This window comes from Micromonospora sp. CPCC 206061 (genome assembly GCF_036906915.1).
In the GTDB taxonomy this organism is placed as follows: domain Bacteria; phylum Actinomycetota; class Actinomycetes; order Mycobacteriales; family Micromonosporaceae; genus Phytohabitans.
This window is the reverse complement of the sequence record NZ_JBAKHX010000007.1, coordinates 107,197-123,737: the sequence shown is the minus strand read 5'-3', so window position 1 is coordinate 123,737 and position 16,541 is coordinate 107,197. Positions and strand designations below refer to the sequence as shown.

Annotated in this window: 13 protein-coding genes and 1 pseudogene; 9 read left to right on the top strand and 5 right to left on the bottom strand. The window is 70.6% G+C overall.

Going from position 1 to position 16,541, the window contains the following annotated elements:
- Positions 1-37 precede the first annotated feature (37 nt).
- Positions 38-892: an ECF subfamily RNA polymerase sigma factor, BldN family gene (locus tag V6V89_RS08640; RefSeq protein ID WP_334618508.1), complete on the bottom strand. Its 855-nt coding sequence runs from the start codon at positions 890-892 to the stop codon at positions 38-40.
- A 519-nt stretch (positions 893-1,411) separates the two neighbouring features.
- Here V6V89_RS08640 and V6V89_RS08635 point away from each other — a divergent pair.
- From V6V89_RS08635 to V6V89_RS08625, 3 genes are read left to right on the top strand one after another with little or no spacing between them, the layout of a single operon-like run.
- The gene (locus tag V6V89_RS08635) at positions 1,412-2,968 is read left to right on the top strand and encodes an AMP-binding protein (protein ID WP_334618461.1); all 1,557 of its coding nucleotides are present in this window, start codon (positions 1,412-1,414) and stop codon (positions 2,966-2,968) included.
- Positions 2,961-3,209: a glutaredoxin family protein gene (locus tag V6V89_RS08630; protein WP_334618460.1), complete on the top strand. Its 249-nt coding sequence runs from the start codon at positions 2,961-2,963 to the stop codon at positions 3,207-3,209. Before V6V89_RS08635 ends, V6V89_RS08630 begins: the two co-directional genes overlap by 8 nt.
- A 31-nt stretch (positions 3,210-3,240) precedes the next feature.
- On the top strand, positions 3,241-3,882 hold the full coding sequence (locus V6V89_RS08625; protein WP_334618459.1) for an HAD family hydrolase: 642 nt from the start codon (positions 3,241-3,243) through the stop codon (positions 3,880-3,882).
- Here V6V89_RS08625 and V6V89_RS08620 read toward each other — a convergent pair.
- Positions 3,871-4,515: a response regulator transcription factor gene (locus V6V89_RS08620; RefSeq protein WP_334618507.1), complete on the bottom strand. Its 645-nt coding sequence runs from the start codon at positions 4,513-4,515 to the stop codon at positions 3,871-3,873. The genes V6V89_RS08625 and V6V89_RS08620 overlap by 12 nt on opposite strands.
- An 8-nt stretch (positions 4,516-4,523) precedes the next feature.
- Positions 4,524-5,831 carry a sensor histidine kinase gene (locus V6V89_RS08615; protein ID WP_334618458.1) on the bottom strand — a complete coding sequence of 436 codons (1,308 nt, stop codon included), beginning with the start codon at positions 5,829-5,831 and terminating at the stop codon, positions 4,524-4,526.
- Positions 5,832-6,045: 214 nt separating this feature from the next.
- Between V6V89_RS08615 and V6V89_RS08610 the strand changes: the two genes are divergently transcribed.
- The 6 genes from V6V89_RS08610 (at position 6,046) to V6V89_RS08585 (ending at position 12,459) form a co-directional block, all read left to right on the top strand.
- Positions 6,046-6,804 carry a redox-sensing transcriptional repressor Rex gene (locus V6V89_RS08610; RefSeq protein ID WP_334618456.1) on the top strand — a complete coding sequence of 253 codons (759 nt, stop codon included), beginning with the start codon at positions 6,046-6,048 and terminating at the stop codon, positions 6,802-6,804.
- Between the two features lie 52 nt (positions 6,805-6,856).
- The gene (locus V6V89_RS08605) at positions 6,857-8,212 is read left to right on the top strand and encodes a glutamyl-tRNA reductase (protein ID WP_334618455.1); all 1,356 of its coding nucleotides are present in this window, start codon (positions 6,857-6,859) and stop codon (positions 8,210-8,212) included.
- A complete protein-coding gene (gene hemC / locus V6V89_RS08600; RefSeq protein WP_334618454.1) occupies positions 8,209-9,138 on the top strand; it encodes a hydroxymethylbilane synthase in 930 nt (309 codons plus the stop codon). The genes V6V89_RS08605 and hemC overlap by 4 nt, the downstream gene beginning before the upstream one ends.
- Complete coding sequence (locus V6V89_RS08595) at positions 9,122-10,702, top strand: uroporphyrinogen-III synthase (protein WP_334618453.1); 1,581 nt, start codon at positions 9,122-9,124, stop codon at positions 10,700-10,702. The genes hemC and V6V89_RS08595 overlap by 17 nt, the downstream gene beginning before the upstream one ends.
- Positions 10,703-10,715: 13 nt before the next feature.
- Positions 10,716-11,699, top strand: a complete 984-nt coding sequence (gene hemB, locus V6V89_RS08590; RefSeq protein ID WP_334618452.1) for a porphobilinogen synthase — start codon at positions 10,716-10,718, stop codon at positions 11,697-11,699.
- 250 nt (positions 11,700-11,949) lie between these two features.
- Positions 11,950-12,459 carry a helix-turn-helix domain-containing protein gene (locus tag V6V89_RS08585; protein ID WP_334618451.1) on the top strand — a complete coding sequence of 170 codons (510 nt, stop codon included), beginning with the start codon at positions 11,950-11,952 and terminating at the stop codon, positions 12,457-12,459.
- Positions 12,460-12,537: 78 nt separating this feature from the next.
- Here V6V89_RS08585 and V6V89_RS08580 read toward each other — a convergent pair.
- Together V6V89_RS08580 and V6V89_RS08575 are read right to left on the bottom strand one after the other, a co-directional pair.
- Positions 12,538-15,402, bottom strand: a pseudogene (locus V6V89_RS08580) (lamin tail domain-containing protein); the annotation flags it as partial.
- A 63-nt stretch (positions 15,403-15,465) separates the two neighbouring features.
- The gene (locus V6V89_RS08575) at positions 15,466-16,482 is read right to left on the bottom strand and encodes a GNAT family N-acetyltransferase (RefSeq protein WP_334618506.1); all 1,017 of its coding nucleotides are present in this window, start codon (positions 16,480-16,482) and stop codon (positions 15,466-15,468) included.
- Between the last annotated feature and the right edge of the window lie 59 nt (positions 16,483-16,541).

The window sequence follows — 16,541 nt, the reverse complement described above, 5'->3', positions numbered from 1 at the left end:
GGCTTGGCCGTCTGACAATTACCAACCGTGATCGGCGTCACGGCTGAAACCCGTCCGGCAGCAGCCGGGCAAGGGCGCGTACCGCACGGTACTGGAGTGCCTTGATGGCGCCCTCGTTCTTGCCCATCGCCCGGGCGGTCTCGGCGACCGAGAACCCCTGCAGGAAGCGGAGCACGATGCACTCCTGCTGCTCGGGGTTGAGCTGTTTGACGGCGGTGAGAAGGGCGACGTTGGTGATGTGGTCGACGACGGCCGCCTCGGGGCTGCCCTCGGGACCGCGATCTTCGCGATCCGCGTCGAGCACGTCACCCGTCGTGACCTCCAGGCGGTATCGGCCGGATTTGAAGTGGTCGGCGACGAGGTTGCGCGCGATCGTCACGAGCCAGGCGCCGAGGTCGCGGCCCTGCCACGTGAAGGAGCCGATGCGTTTGAGGGCACGCAGGAACGTGTCGGAGGTCAGGTCTTCGGCGAGCTGCCGGTTGCCGACCCGGAAGTAGACGAACCGGAAGACGGTGTCCACGTACCGGTCGTAGATCAGCCCGAACGCCTCGGCCTCGCCCGCCTGGGCGCGCTCGACCAGCGCCCACACCTCGGCGGCCGCGTCGGTGGGGTCTGGACGATCCGGGTATCGGGTGGGCGCGCCGTTGCCGGTGCCGGCGGAGTCACCGGGACGCACGACCGGCAGTACCGCCGTGTCGGAGTCGGTGGAGCGCGCGCCGGGGTCGGCGGGGTTGTGCCCGGGGGCCGGCTGCGCCGGCATGGTGGGCCGGCCGGGGGCGGAGACGCCGCCGCGCATCGGCTTGGCGTTGGTGCCCGAGGGCGTGTGCCGGCCGGGAACCTCGTTGAGCGGGGGACGGTTGCGGGTGCGCCGCGTGCCCATGTCGCTCTTCATGGTGTTGTCGCTCTTGATGATGTTGCGCAGCGCGCGCAGGCCGTCGGCGAGTGCAATTTGCGCGGCGTGCTCCTCACGGCTCACCAGCCGGCCGGCGTACACGTATGCCGTCACTGCCCCTCCTCCGTTACCGCGCACAGCGTCATCATCGGGTGTGTGTCCGGTCCGGCGCGTCTGTCCGCGGATCGGACAGGGCCCACCATCACTGGGCACGCCATCAGGCGACACACACCCGTGAGGTGCTGATGCGGTGCGTTATCGGGCACAGCGGCCTCCTCGGGGTGAGGGGTGTCGACTCACGGCAAAAGGGGTGAGCCGACCCAGAGATAATAGGGCCAACATCACCCACGTGTGCGGAGTCCGTTACACAGAGCGGAATTATTTGCAGATCGTGGCCAGATAAGTCGCACACACTGTGCGTCGTCGCGTTCCTGACAGGCGGCGATGCCTCGTTCGGGGGAACAACACGAGTTGAGCCGCGACACGCCCGAATGGGCTGGGTCACATTACCCTGTGACGGTGCAAGCACCTGCGAACTTGTCCGGCTACGTCCGCCGGGCCGCCGAGGCGGGGCCGGAGCGCCCGGCCCTAATCTGGCATGACCAGGTCGTGACCTGGGGCGATCTCGACGCGCGTATCGACGCGGCCGCCAGCGGTCTGGCCGCGCTCGCACCGGCGCCCACCGCCGGGTACCCCGCGCGGGTGGCGATTGCGTTGCCGAATACACCCGATTTCGCGGTCGCGTTCTTCGGTGCCTTACGCGCTGGGCTGGTTGCCGTGCCGGTCAATCCGGAATTCACCGCGCGAGAACTGCGACACGTGCTCGCCGACTCGGCGGCTGCGATCTTGCTTTGCAGTGAGCAGGTCGGGGAGACCGTGGGCGGTATCCATCAGGAATTGCCGGCGTTGTCGACGGTACAAACGAGCGTGTCGGACTGGCGCCATGCCGCACCGGCGCACGAAGCCGGCGGTGACGACCTGGCCGTGCTGCTTTATACGTCCGGCACCGAGGGGCAGCCGAAGGGTGCCATGCTGTCGCACCGCGCGCTGATCGCGAACCATGAGCAGGTCGCGCACGTGGCGCCGACCGTGGTCGGCCCCGACGACGTGTTGCTGCTCGCGGTGCCGCTCTTCCACGCGTACGGGTTGAACTCCGGCCTGGGTGCGGTGGCGTTCCACGGCGCGTGCGGCGTGCTGATGGAGCGTTTCGACCCGGCGGCGGCGCTGGAGACCATCGCCCGCACGCACGTCACAGCCGTGATCGGTGTGCCGTCGATGTACGTCGGCTGGTCGCTGCTGCCCGACCTGGGTGAGTCGATGGAGTCGGTGCGCTTCGCGGCGTGCGGGGCGGCGCCGCTGGAGGCGACGACGGCGGCCCGGTTCACCGAGGCGACCCGGCATCCGGTCTTCGTCGGGTACGGGTTGACCGAGACCGCTCCGGTGCTGACGTCGACGCTGGTGAGCCCGGTGCCGAAGGTGGGTTCGATCGGACAGCCGATCCCCGGGGTCGAGCTGCGGCTGGTCGGCGCGGGTGGGGAAGATCTGTGGCACGACGGCGCGGTGGATCCCGAGGCCGAGGACGAGCTTGAGCTTGGTTTGGAGTCGCCGGGCACCGACCCCGGCGAGATCGTGGTGCGCGGCGCCAACCTCTTCTCCGGGTACTGGCCGGACGGGCGGGACGGTCCGGACGCCGACGGCTGGTGGGCCACCGGCGATGTCGCGTACGCCGACGCGGACGGCGACCTCTTCCTGGTGGACCGACTCGGCGAGCTGATCCTGGTGAGCGGCTTCAACGTGTATCCCCACGAGGTCGAGCAGGTGCTCGCCGCACACCCGGCTGTCGCGGAGGCCGCGGTGATCGGCGCTCCGCATCCGTACACCGGCCAGACGGTCCGGGCGTACGTCGTGCGGGCGCCCGGCGCCGAACCGACGGTCGACGACCTGCTGCGGCACTGTGAGCGCAACCTGGCCCGGTTCAAGTGCCCGACCGCCGTCGAGTTCGTCGAGGAGTTGCCGCATTCGCCCACGGGTAAGGTTCGGAAGACGCTGCTGAGATCGGAGCACGGCCGTGTCTGAACCACGCCTCACCTTGATCACCCGTCCCGGGTGCCACCTGTGCGACGTCGCCAAGGAGGCGATCGAGCGGGTGGCCGCGCAGACCGGAACGCAATGGGTCGAGGTCGACCTAACGGGTGACCGGGAGCTTGAGGCGGAGTACGGCGACCGGGTGCCGGTGACGCTGCTGGACGGCAAGGAACACGGCTTCTGGCGGGTCGAGGAGCAACGGCTGATCCGGGATTTGAGCAAATCGAGCTGACCTTGTCGGGGGTCGCACGTATTGTGCTCCGATGACTCGCGAACACCTCGTCTGGGATTGGAACGGCACGCTGCTCGACGACCTTTCGCTGGTCGTTTCCTCGACGAATGTGGCGTTCGCGAGCGTCGACGGGCCCGTGGTGACGGCCGACGAGCACCGCCGCGACTTCCGGCGCCCGGTGGTCGACTACTACGTGGGGGTCCTGGGGCGGCCGGTCGACGAGGCCGAGTTCGCGCGGCTCGACAAGATCTTCCACGACAACTACCGGGTGGGCCTTGCCACCTGCGGGTTGACCGCCGACGCGCGGGCCGCGATGAGCGCCTGGATGGGCACGCAGTCGCTGCTGTCCATGTGGTTCCACGAAGAGCTGGTGCCGACGATCGAGACGTACGGCCTGACTCCGATGTTCCGGCGGGTCGACGGGTTGCGCGGCACCGTCGGCGGTGACCTCAAGGCCAGCCACCTGCGGCGCCACCTGGCCGAGTTGGGCATCGCGGGCGAGTCCGTGGTGCTGATCGGCGATTCGGTCGACGACGCGCACGCGGCCGCGTCGGTCGGCGCCGGGTGCGTGCTCTACACCGGCGGGTTCACCGACCCTGAGCGTCTGCGCACGGTCGGCGTGCCGGTCGCCGAGACGCTCACGGAAGCGGTCGCGCTCGCGTCAGCCGCGTAGGTAGGCCAGCACCGCCAGCACCCGCCGGTGCTGCTCCTCGTCCGGTGGGAGCTGGAGCTTGGTGAAGATGTTGCGCACGTGCTTTTCCACCGCACCGTCGCTCACCACGAGTGTGCGGGCGATCGCGGTGTTCGACCGGCCCTCCGCCATCAGCGACAGCACTTCGCGCTCGCGCGGGGTCAGCTCGCGCAGCGGGTCGTCGCGGCGCCGGCGCACCAGAAGTTGGCTCACGACCTCGGGGTCGAGCACGGTGCCGCCGCTCGCCACCCGCGCTATCGCGTCGAGAAACTCGGCAATCGCGGCGACCCGGTCCTTGAGCAGGTAGCCGACCGCGCCGGCGCGGTCGGCGAGCAGGTCGTCCGCGTACGAGACCTCGACGTACTGGGAGAGCACGAGGATCGGTGTGCGGGGCACCCGTTCGCGGGCGGTCACCGCGGCACGCAGCCCTTCGTCGGTGTGCGACGGGGGCATCCGCACGTCGACGATCGAGATGTCGGGCTTGTGCTGCTCGATCGCGGTGACCAGGCTGTCGCCGTCGCCCACCGCCGCGACAACCTCGTGTCCCTGCTCGGTCAGGAGCCGGACGAGGCCCTCCCGTAGGAGGACCGCGTCGTCGGCGATCACCACGCGCATGCTGTTGTCTAGCACGGAAGCTCTGCCTTGATCTCCGTCGGGCCGCCTACCGGGCTGACTACGTCGAGCGCGCCGCCGGCCGCGCGGATCCGGTCGGCGATGCCGGCCAGGCCGTGGCCCTTGGACACGTGGGCGCCGCCCTCGCCGTCGTCGATCACCGCGATCTCCAGCCGGTCACCGGTGCGCTTGACGCTGACCCAGCACTCGGTCGCCCGGCTGTGCTTGGCGACGTTGGTCAGGGCCTCGGCCACCACGAAGTACGCCGCGTTCTCCAGGGCCGGGTCGAGGCGGCCGCCGGGGGTCCCGAGCGTGGGGTCGACGGTGAGGTCGATGGGTACCACGCCGCGGCCGGCGAGCGCGGCGAGCGCGCTGGGCAGCCCGCGGTCGACCAGGATCGGCGGTGCGATGCCGCGGGAGAGTGCCCGCAGCTCGTTGAGCGTGTCGCGGGTCTGTGCGAGGGCCTCGTCGATGGTGCGCCGGACCGCCTCGGGGTCGGTGTCGAGCTGCTGTTGGGCCCGGCCCAGGTCCATGGCCAGCCGCACGAGGCGCTGCTGGGGTCCGTCGTGGATGTCGCGCTCGAGCCGGCGCAGGGCGGTCGCCTCGGCGGACACGGCGGCCCGCTTCTGCTCCTCCAGCACGGTGATCCGGTTGCGCATCTCAGCCATGCCGGTGAGCAGGGCACGGCCGAGGGATGCCTCCAGGGCCGCGCAGCCGCGCACCACGACGGGCAGGGTGACCAGGAAGAAGAGTCCCATCGCCGTGTGCAAGCCGATCCGGGCACCGGTCGAGTCGCCGAGGCCGAGCAGCTGGGGCAGGTCCTCGTCGCCCCCGCCGCGTGGCAGCGCCCAGTCGTACGCCCAGTACATCGAGCCGCCGAGCGCGCCCGCCCACCAGGTCACGGTGACCACGAACGCGAAGATGCCGACCGGAAAGCGGATCACCGCGTGCGCGAGGTCGAGCCACGACTGCGTGTCGGCGATAGGGGTCACGACCCGGCGCCAGACGTTGGCCTCCGGCTTCGATGCCTTGTACTGCGGGCGGACCCGGGGCTGTCGCAGCACGGCCGGCATCCGGAGCCGTTCGATGTCAGCGAACGCACGGGCGATGAGGAGGGCGCCGGCCAGGATGGGGAGGCCGATGAGCGTGACGCCGAGGCCGACACCCAGCGCAAGACCGACCACAACCACTATGAAACCGGCCACCGCGAGAGGAAAATTGGTGATGACATAGCTGGAGTCGGTCATGAGCTGCCGGAACATGCCAGGGTGCGGGTACGGGTCGACGCCGGCGTTCGCTGAGGCGGTGGTCGTGGTCATGTCATCGACGCTAGGCATCGGCGTGGTGCACTCCCATCCCGTCGGCTGGCCTTTTCACGGTAGGGCTGGCCCTACTCGGAGTCGATCTGCTTCCGACGGTGAGTCGATCGCGAACGGGCGATAGATCAAGATCGCGATTTGTGCACGACTTCACAAGCGCCTACTCTGTTTACCCGTAGCGCTCTGCTAGCACAACCGGCCCCGGTTGTCGACAGTGGGGCCCCCACGAGCACGGAGAAACATGAGCCAGCAGGTCCCTGCCCTCCCGGATCTTCCGGAAGCGACGGTCGCCCGGCTCCCCGAGTACCTGCGTGCACTGCATCATCTCGCGGAGTCTGGTAACGACACGGTATCCAGCGAGGCCCTTGCGGGCGCCGCCGGAGTCAACTCGGCCAAGCTCCGCAAGGACCTGTCGCACCTCGGTTCCTACGGCACGCGCGGAGTGGGCTACGACGTCGCGCTCCTCATCGATCAGATCGAGTACGTGCTGGGGCTCACTCACCGCAGGGCGGTCGCCCTGGTCGGCGTGGGTAATCTTGGTCACGCTCTGGCGGGATACGCGGGCTTCGGCAGCCGCGGGTTCCGCATAGCGGCCCTCTTCGACGCCGACCCCGCCCGGGTCGGCGAGCACATCAATGGCCTGGTAGTGCGGCACATCGAGGAGCTGCCGGAGATCGCCGAGGCCGAGTCGATCGCGATCGGGGTGATCGCCACCCCGGCCACGGCCGCGCAGAGTGTCGCCGATCGCCTGGTCGCCGCCGGCGTGACGAGCATCCTCAACTTCGCTCCCTGCGTACTCTCGGTACCGGACGGTGTCGACGTGCGGAAGGTCGACCTGGCCATCGAGCTGCAAATACTCTCGTTCCACGAGCACCGCAAGGCGTCGCTGATAGCGCTGCCGGCGGCTGGCGGCCTCACCGCGCTGCCGGGCGGGCTCGCGGCGACAGGCACCGAGGAGGCGGTCGGTTCATGAAGCACCCCACGAAGCTGCTGTGCTCCGCTCCGCACCTCCGCGGGGGCCCCGCATGACGTTGATCGTCGTTGGCGCGTCCCACCGCACCGCACCGGTCGCTGTGCTGGAGCGGCTGGCCGTCGCGCCGGCCGACCTTAGTGGCACGCTCGACCGGCTGGTCGCCCAGCAGTACGTCAGCGAGGCCGTCGTCCTCTCCACCTGCAACCGCGTCGAGGTGTACGCCGCGGTCGGCGCCTTCCACGGTGGGCTCTCCGAGATCTGCGGCATCCTCGCCGCCCGGGCCGGCTGCACGCCGAACGAGCTGGCCAGCCACCTGTACGTGCACTACGACGGCGCCGCGGTCGAGCACACCTTCAGGGTCGCCGCCGGGCTCGAGTCCATGGTCGTCGGCGAGGCCCAGATCCTCGGCCAGCTCCGTGACGCGTACCACGCCGCCACCGAGCGCGACGCAACCGGGCGGCTGCTGCACGAGCTGATGCAGCAGGCGTTGCGGGTGGGCAAGCGCGCACACACCGAGACCGGCATCGACCGGGCCGGCCAGAGCGTCGTCACGGCCGCTCTCGCGGTCGCCGGCTCCGTCCTCGACGGCAGCCACGACTGCCTGTTCGACGCCGACTGCGAGCACGACCACCCGGCCAGCCTGGCGGGTCGGCCCGCCCTTGTGGTGGGCGCCGGGGCGATGGGCGCGCTGTCGCTGGCCACCCTCTCCCGGGCGGGCGCCGGGCCGCTGTCAGTGACCAACCGCGGCGCCGACCGGGCCGAGCGGCTCGCCGCGGCGTACGGCGCGAATCCGGTGCCGTTCGACGACCTATCCGCGGCGCTGGCCAGCGCCGACCTCGTGGCCAGCGCCACCGCCTCCACCGAGCATGTGCTGAGCCGCGACGTGATCGCCCGCGCCATCGACGGCCGCGACCGGCCGCTGGTCATCCTCGACCTGGCGGTGCCGCGCGACGTCGAGCCCGCCGCGGCAGACCTGCCCGGCGTGGTGGTCGTCGACATCGACCGTCTCGCGCACACGCTGCGTTCCGGCCCGGCCGCCGTCGACCAGGCCGCTGTCGAGGAGATCGTCGCCACCGAAGTCGAGGCGTTCCTCACCTGGCTGCGCGGCTCCGAGGTGGCGCCCACCGTCGCCGCCCTGCGCAACCGGGCCGACGACGTGGTGACCGCCGAGCTGCGCCGGCTCGCCCAGCGCCGGCCGGACCTCAGCGACGAGCAGCGCGCCGACGTCGCGCACACCGTGCACCGGGTCGTGCAGCGGCTGCTGCACTCGCCGACCGTACGGGTGCGCCAGCTTGCCGCCGAGCCTGGTGGTGACCAGTACGCGGCCCTGCTGCGGGAGCTTTTCGACCTGGATGTGCCGCACACAGCGCAGGCTGACGAGGTGCCCGAGATCGGGGGCGACCGGTGACCCTCCGGCTCGGCACGCGCGGCAGCGCGCTGGCTCTGGCCCAGTCTCAGCACGTCGCCGACGCGGTGCGCGCCGCAACGGGCCGCGACGTGCAGCTCGTCGAGATCGTCACGCCCGGCGACCGCTCCTCGGCGCCCGTGCAGCGGCTCGGCGTCGGCGTCTTCGTCTCCGCCCTGCGAGACGCGCTGGTCGCCAAGGAGATCGACTTCGCCGTCCACTCGTACAAGGACCTGCCCACCGCGCCACAGGACGGGCTGTGCGTAGCGGCGGTACCCCCTCGCGAAGACCCGCGCGACGCGCTCGTGGCCGGCGGTGGCCGCACGCTCGCGGAGCTGCCGCCCGGCGCCCGGATCGGCACCGGCGCGCTGCGCCGGATCGCGCAGATCCATGCGCTCGGGTTGCAGCTCGAGGTGGTGCCGATCCGCGGCAACGTCGACACCCGGCTGCGCAAGGTGTACGACGGCGAGCTCGACGCCGTGGTGCTGGCCCGTGCCGGCATCGCCCGCCTCGGCCGCACCGGTGAGATCACCGAGACCCTCGACCCGATGCTGATGCTGCCCGCCCCCGCACAGGGTGCGCTGGCAGTGGAGTGCCGGGCTGATGACCATGACCTGGTCGAGCTGCTGGGGAGGCTCGACCACGCATCGACTCGCGCCGCGGTCATCGCGGAACGATCGATGCTGGCCACCCTGGAGGCCGGGTGCAGTGCCCCGGTGGCCGCCTTCGCCGAAGTCGCAGAGGGTGACGACGGCGAGGAGATCTACTTGCGCGGTGCGGTGATCAGCACGGATGGCGCCCGTGACATCCGGCTGTCGCGCACCGGTACGCCCGCCGACGCGGTGGAGATCGGCCGAAAGCTGGCCGCCGATCTCCTCGACGCCGGCGCCGACACCCTATTGGGAGCACAGAATGACCCGCACCCGTAAGCCCGCAGGCCGCATCGCGTTCGTCGGGGCCGGTCCCGGCGACCCTGGCTTGCTGACCCGCCGGGCGCACGACGCCCTGGTCGATGCCGACCAGGTCATCTACGACCGCAGCGTCCCCGAGGCACTGCTCGACGTGATCCGTGCCGAGGCGAAGCACGACACCCAGTTCACTCCGGCCGAGGGGGCACCCGGCGACGTCGCCAAGGTGCTGATCTCCGCGGCCCGGTCCGGCCAGCACGCGGTGCACCTCGTCGCAGGCGACCCGTTCGGGCACGACGCGGTGATCAAGGAGGTGCAGGCGGTCGCGCGTACGGCCGCGCACTTCGAGGTCGTGCCCGGCGTGAGCCAGGCCGAGGGCGTGTCCACGTACGCCGGGGTGCCACTGCCCGGGCTGCGCACCGCCGCCGACGTCGACGACGTGTCCGCGCTCGACTTCGAGGCGCTCGCCACCGCGATCGCCCGCGGTTCGCTGGCGTTGGCGGTCGACGCGGGCGACCTGGCCGCCGTCCGCGACGGGCTGCTCGCGGCCGGAGTCGACGGCACCACGGCGGTCGGCGTGACCGGCGACGGCACCGGCGAGACGCAGTACACCACCACGTCGACCGTCGACAGCTTCGTCGCGGCGGCGCTCGGCTTCACCGGCCGGGTCGTGCTCACCCTCGGTGTGGGCGTCACCCACCGCGACAAGCTGAGCTGGTGGGAGAACCGTCCGCTGTACGGGTGGAAGGTGCTGGTGCCGCGCACCAAGGAGCAGGCCGGGGTGATGAGCGAGCAGCTCCGGGCGTACGGCGCGATCCCCTGCGAGGTGCCGACCATCGCTGTCGAGCCGCCGCGCACGCCGGCCCAGATGGAGCGCGCGGTCAAGGGCCTGGTCGACGGCCGGTACGCCTGGGTGGTCTTCACCTCGGTCAACGCGGTCCGCGCGGTGTGGGAGAAGTTCGGCGAGCACGGACTGGACGCCCGTCACTTCGGCGGCGTCAAGATCGCCTGTATCGGCGAGGCGACCGCGGACGCGGTGCGCGCGTTCGGCATCCAGCCGGAGCTGGTCCCCGCGGGCGAGCAGTCCAGCGAGGGCCTGCTGGCCGAGTTCTCGCCGCACGACGAGGTGCTCGACCCGGTCGGCCGGGTGCTGCTGCCACGCGCCGACATCGCCACCGAGACGCTCGCCGCCGGGCTCATCGAGCGCGGCTGGGAGGTCGACGACGTCACGGCGTACAGGACCGTGCGCGCGGCCCCGCCGCCCGCCGAGATCCGGGACGCGATCAAATCGGGCGGCTTCGATGCGGTGCTCTTCACGTCATCCTCGACCGTGCGTAACCTGGTCGGTATCGCAGGCAAGCCGCACGCCCGCACCGTGGTCGCCGTGATCGGCCCGAAGACGGCCGAGACAGCCAACGAGTTCGGACTGCGCGTCGACGTCCAGCCCGGCCACTCCTCGGTGCCCGACCTGGTCGAGGCGCTGGCCACGTACGCCGTCGAGCTGCGCGAGAAGCTGGCCGCCATGCCGGCCAAGCAGCGCCGCGGCTCGAAGGTCCAGGGTCCGACCGCACTCCGCTTCCGTTAAAGGGGCTTCGCCCATGTCGTATCCCGATGTACGGCCGCGCCGCCTTCGCCGCACCCCGGCGATGCGCCGGCTGGTCGAAGAGACCAAGGTCGCGCCGTCCGAGCTGATCCTGCCGATGTTCGTCAAGGAAGGGCTGGCCGAGCCTCGGCCGATCGGCACGATGCCGGGCGTCGTGCAGCACTCCCGCGACTCGCTGCGCAAGGCGGTGGTCGACGCCGTACAGGCAGGCGTCGGCGGCATCATGCTCTTCGGCGTGCCCGCCCGGAAGGATGCGACCGGGTCAGGCGGCACCGACCCTGAGGGCATCCTCAACGCCGCTCTGCGGGACGTGGTGGCGGAGGTCGGCGACGCCACCGTGGTGATGAGCGACCTGTGCCTCGACGAGTTCACCTCGCACGGGCACTGCGGCCTGCTCGCGCCCGACGGGACGGTGGACAACGACGCCACGCTGGCCGCGTACGCGGAGATGGCCGTGGCGCAGGCGGCCGCCGGTGCCGGTGTCGTGGGGCCGTCCGGGATGATGGACGGCCAGGTCGGCGTGGTCCGGCGGGCGCTCGACGCGGCCGGGTACGCCGACGTGGCGATCCTGGCGTACGCGGTCAAGTACGCGTCCGCTTTCTACGGCCCCTTCCGGGAGGCCGTGGAGTCGTCACTGGTGGGCGACCGCCGCACCTACCAGCAGGACCCGCCCAACCTGCGCGAGGCGCTGCGTGAGGTGGCGCTCGACGTGGCCGAGGGCGCAGACATCGTGATGGTCAAGCCGGCCCTGCCGTACCTCGACGTGGTCTCCGCTGTCCGCGAGGCGGTCGACACCCCGGTAGCGGCTTACCAGATCTCCGGCGAGTACGCGATGGTCGAGGCGGCCGCCGCCAACGGCTGGCTGAACCGCGACGCGGCGATCCTGGAGACCCTCACGTCGATCCGCCGGGCCGGCGCCCAGGTCATCCTGACCTACTGGGCCGTCGAGGCCGCCCGCTTGTTGCGCGCCCGCTACTGACCCGCGTCGTTGACCTTCGCCGGCGTGTAGCCGGCGGGGTCGATGGTGTGGTTGCGACGTGCTTTGCTCTGCTTCCGCGGAGGAAACACCTGGCGTCCGGATATCGGACCACGAGTGTTTCCTTTAGGGAAGCAGAGCAAAGCACGGTGACAACAATGGGTGGGCCCGGCCAGGCTGGGTTATCCACAACCTTTTCCACAGCCCTCAAGTGCTGCTTGAGGGCTGTGGAAGCCGCTGGCAACCTGAGCGCATGCCTTCCGCGCTGGATCCGCCGCCACCTGAGCTTCGCGTGGGCCAGTATCCGGTGGCGGGCCTGGTGCGGCGAGCCCGCCGGATCGCTGATCTGAGCCAGCGGCAGATGGCCCGGTCCGCGAAGGTCGCACCGTCGACGGTGGGCAAGGTAGAGGCGGGCGTCATGGTGCCCAGTGTCGACGTGCTGGAGCGGCTTCTGGCCGCCGCCGGGCTCTTCCTGGCCGTCGTCGATCAGGATGGCCGCGTCGTGACGCCGATGGAGGACTGGGACGACACGCGCGACGGCGCCGAGCGGCGATACCCGTCGCATCTCGACACGATTCTCGACCCGAGGCTGGGTGAGTGGTGGGCCGACACCTACGGTCTCGCGCGCCCGCCGGAGACGTTTCACCGCAGCCGTGCGCGGCGCGACGCCATGCGGCGACGGAGCCAGTGGGAGGTGCGCGTCAAGCAGCACCGCCACGATCCGCCGCCGAGCGGGGGAGACTACGGCCTCGACGCCTACTAAGTAAATCGGGCCGTGCCCCCGCCGCGCGTTCCCGGCGGGGGCACGGCGGGGGCATCAGAGATCAGGGAGCGATCAGGGGCGGGAGCGGAAGCGGGCCACCTGCGGGTCGTGGTCGCTGGAGCCGCGCGAGCCATCCCCGTCGTGGTCGGCTGCCCAGTCCGCGTTGATGTGCGCGGCCCGCATCTGCACGAGCTGGTCGTACAGCGCGTCGGTTACGAAGAGGTGGTCAAGCGTCTGCGCTTGGCCCTGGAACACGTACGAGTACGCCGAGTTCGGCACATCGGCGGCCAGGTCCTCCCACAGGTTGTGCAGGCCCGCGTCGTACAGCGGCGCGAGCTGGTCGGAGACCGGCAGCACCGGGTCGTCGGGGCGCGGGAAGACGTTCAGGTCACCGCCGTACACGACGCGTGCTCCGTAGCCGATGGCAGACACGATCGCAGCGCCGTACGCGGCCTGCTCCCGCCGCTGGCCGACGCGCGCCTGCGGCGTGGACGAGTAGTGGTTGCTCACCGCCCACAGGGTGGTCTGCCCGTCCAGGATGAACTTGCCGACCTGCGGCGCCCGGGTGTAGACGTCGGAGCCGTCGACACCGGTCGAGGTGTCCACATCAGACGGCAGGTCGGCGTTGAGCGCCTTCGGGTTCTGCACGTCGGCGTTGTAGTCGAGACCGGCTGCCCGGTACGACACCGTCGGGGCGGAGCCGAGGACCGGGTCGTCGGCGGTAGGCGCCGCAAGCGCGACCCGGTCGGTGCGGAAGAGGAACGCGGCCGTGATGCCACGGTCGTCGGCGCCGTCGCGGTCGTAGGCCGCCGTGTACGCCGGTCCACCGTCACTTGCGATCCGCAGCGCCAGTTCCTGGAGCGTGTCGGGCGCCCCATCCGCGTTGTCGACCGCGCCGCAGGCCAGCGAACCGCCGGACACTGAGCAGATGTCCTGGTCTTCGGCCTCCTGCACGAGGATCAGGTCGGGCGCGTGCAGGTCGTTCGTGATCTGGTCGGCGAGGTTGCCGAGCTGCGCCTGGTACGCCGCCTCGCTCGCCGGCACGTAGTCGAACGGCGGGCTGACCCCGGTGCAGCCGGAGTTGCCGGTGAAGTCGCATCCGTCGAACGGGTCGTCGCGGTAGTCGTACAGGTTCTCCACGTTGTAGGTCGCCACCGCGAACTGCCGGTCGCGCCGCGCGGGCTGCGGCGGGTGGTTGGCGGACGGGTCGGCGCCGCCGCCGAAGGCCGCGCTCGCCGCCTGTACCCCGTACTTCTCGAACGAGAAGTAGAGGCCACCCACGGCGTCGGCGGTCAACGTGTCGAAGGTGTGCGCGGGTGGCAGCAGCGTGGTGTTGTCCTGGGCGGTCCACTTGACACCCATGCTGCCCAGCATGATCCGCATGCCGTTGCCGTCGTCGAAGAGTTCCTTGACGTTGTTGTCGCGCGGGTGCGGGTCACGGAACACCCGGCGGCCGTACTCGTTTGGCCGGTCCAGCAGGCCACTGTCGCGGTCGACCAGCCAGATCTCGGAGTCTGCGGTGGAGGCGAAGACGTCGCGCCCGCTCACCGCGCCGCTGCCCGCTCGAACCCGGATCTGCATGCCCTCGTGTCGCTCCCAGAACCGGTCGGCGGCCGCCAGGTCGACCGGCGGCGTCGCGTTGGTGACCACCACGTCGGTGACGCCGGTGTCGAGCGTGCGCACGAGCGAGGCGCTGGAGAGCTGGGTCAGGTTGAAGAACTCGGAGACCCGCGCGCGCAGCACCACCTCGTCGCCGACGACGGGCACGTACCCGCCGATCAGCGACGTGAAGGAGCCCATGAACACGAAGATGCCGTCGGATGTGGTCGGATCGCCGTCGTCGGTGCCGGCGCGGCTCTGCAGGAAGAAGCCGTACTGGTTGGCGCCGGACGAGCTGCGGGCCAGGGTGCGCTGCGTGATGACGCCGCGCACGTCGAACAGCGAGCTGCTGGTGCCGGTGCCGGACGCCGGGGCGAATGGCGAGCGGTCGGCTCTGCCCTGCTCGGTGTCGAGGGTCTGGCCCTGGATCTCGCCCACCGTGCGCACCGTGGTCACCTCGACGGTGAACGTGCAGGTCGCAGTCGTGCCGTCGGTGTCGGTCGAGGTCACGGTTACCGGGTAGGACCCCGCCGGCAGGTCGCCCGCCGCCGTGACGACCGCGGTTGCTGTGCCGCCGGTCGTGGTCGCGGGCGTGAAGGAGGTGCGGGAGATCGAGGTCGTGGTCGCGCTGACCGCGAGGTCGACGACCGTGTCGTCGGGATCGGTCGCGGTGACGGAGCGTGTGGCCGCGGTGCCCGCCTCGGTGGTGAGCGTGCCGCCGCAGGCCAGGACGGCTGGCTGGTCACCGCCCTCGGTCGTGTGCGAGCCCAGGCCGTCGAATGTGTCGGAGGCCAGCCCGGTCCACTGTGTCGCCGGGTCGAACGCGTCACCCGGCTCGGTGTCGCCCGCGCTGATCGCCGGCAGGCGCCGCAGTGTGTTGTCGGCTGTGCTGGTCAGGCCCGTGCCCCACTCGGTGCCCGGGTCGACGCCCACCTGGCCGATCGCGTCGACCACCGTGCCGCCCTTGGCGAACACCACCGCGTCGTCGCCGTTGAAGAGGCTGGAGCCGGTGGTCTGGTCGGCCTGCGCCAGGATCGCCGGCGCGGCCGACGAGTGCGCGAACACGAACGCGTCGCCGTCGGCGACCGTGCCGGTCAGCGCGAAGTTCGTCGGGGCGGTGCCGCCGTTGAAGTACAGCTGGAGCTGGTAGCCGCCAGCCGCGAGGTCGACGGCGGCGCCCGTGCCGTTGTAGAGCTCGATCGCCTTGTTGTTCGACGATCCTTCGACATATTCGGATATGAAGAGGTCTGTCGGTGCGGCGATCGCCGCGGTCGGCGCGACGGCGACCGTGGCGGGTATGGCGACGGCGGTCAGTACAAGAGCGCACAAGCGGCGCGGGCGCATGGAGCCTCCACAAGGCGGGACACAGTAGAACGCACGTTAAGGTGTGCCAGCCTCAGATCGGCATCAGGTTTTCGGGTCGAGCCGATGCAGGAGCGCGGGCACGTCGGCGCCGTATTCGTACCACTCGCGATCGGGCTGGAACCCCAGCTCGGCGTTAACCTTCAGCATCGGTTCGTTGTCGAGCGCGTTCCAGGTCTGCACGTCGGTGAGCTTCGGCTCCGCGGAGCGCAGCTCGAAGAGCATCCTGGACTTGATGGCGCGGTCGATGCCGTAGCCGCGGTGATCGGGCACCACGATGGTGTCGTACTGGTCGGCCCGGGTGGGGTGGTGCGCCGGCACGACCACCTCGGTGAGCCCGGCGACCGCGCCGGTCTTTTCGTGGATCGCCAGCACGATGTATGGCTTCATGCCGCGCTTGTGCAGGCAGGTCAGGCTGTCACGGAGCCGCTGCGGGTCGTACGAACTGGGACGCAGGTCGAGATCGGCGTTTTCGGCCTCGCGCACCGCCGCCTTCGCGACCGCGTACGCCTCGATGAGGTCGTCGGGCGGACCACCTGGGAAGAACTCGACCCGGTAGCCGGTGGCGATGCCGCGGGCCATCTCGCCCACCGCCAGCCAGTCCACCGTGGACAGCTTGAGCACGCTGCGGGTCTCGACGTACTCCCGCTCGAAGCCCAAGGACTCGTAGAACTTGACCGCTGGTGTCCCGCCCACGACCTCCACACCGATGGCGGAGAAGCCCTCGTCGTACGTGCGCCGGACGGCCGTGGCGAGCAACTGGTGCGCCAGGCCGCTGCGCCGGACCTCGGGGTGGACGAAGAGCTCGACGACCCCGATGTCACCCAGCAACAGCACGTTGACGTGGCCAACGAGTGCGGTGTTGCCGTCTGCGCTCGGCTCCTCGGCCACCCACGAGATCCGCCGCTCGCCGGGCATGGTCTCGGACTGGTACTCGCGCAGGGAACCGCCCTGCCACAAAGGGTCTTCTGGGAGGTCGGCCGCGAGTACCGCGTTGAGAGTGTCCAGCAAGGACTCGATCTCCGCGGACGGCGCAGTCCGGGAGTCCCACTCGCGTACCATCACCCGTCTAGCTTGCCTTGGGTCGCAGGTGAGCGGAAGGGTCTTGTCCTTCAAAGTGC

What these genes read in the sequence shown, in the direction of transcription:
- V6V89_RS08640 (WP_334618508.1), bottom strand. Translation starts at nt 892, where the DNA reads ATGAAGAGCGACATGGGCACGCGGCGCACCCGCAACCGTCCCCCGCTC.
- V6V89_RS08625 (WP_334618459.1), top strand. Translation starts at nt 3,241, where the DNA reads ATGACTCGCGAACACCTCGTCTGGGATTGGAACGGCACGCTGCTCGAC.
- V6V89_RS08620 (WP_334618507.1), bottom strand. Translation starts at nt 4,515, where the DNA reads ATGCGCGTGGTGATCGCCGACGACGCGGTCCTCCTACGGGAGGGCCTC.
- V6V89_RS08615 (WP_334618458.1), bottom strand. Translation starts at nt 5,831, where the DNA reads ATGACCACGACCACCGCCTCAGCGAACGCCGGCGTCGACCCGTACCCG.
- V6V89_RS08605 (WP_334618455.1), top strand. Translation starts at nt 6,857, where the DNA reads ATGACGTTGATCGTCGTTGGCGCGTCCCACCGCACCGCACCGGTCGCT.
- V6V89_RS08595 (WP_334618453.1), top strand. Translation starts at nt 9,122, where the DNA reads ATGACCCGCACCCGTAAGCCCGCAGGCCGCATCGCGTTCGTCGGGGCC.
- hemB (WP_334618452.1), top strand. Translation starts at nt 10,716, where the DNA reads ATGTCGTATCCCGATGTACGGCCGCGCCGCCTTCGCCGCACCCCGGCG.
- V6V89_RS08585 (WP_334618451.1), top strand. Translation starts at nt 11,950, where the DNA reads ATGCCTTCCGCGCTGGATCCGCCGCCACCTGAGCTTCGCGTGGGCCAG.
- V6V89_RS08575 (WP_334618506.1), bottom strand. Translation starts at nt 16,482, where the DNA reads ATGGTACGCGAGTGGGACTCCCGGACTGCGCCGTCCGCGGAGATCGAG.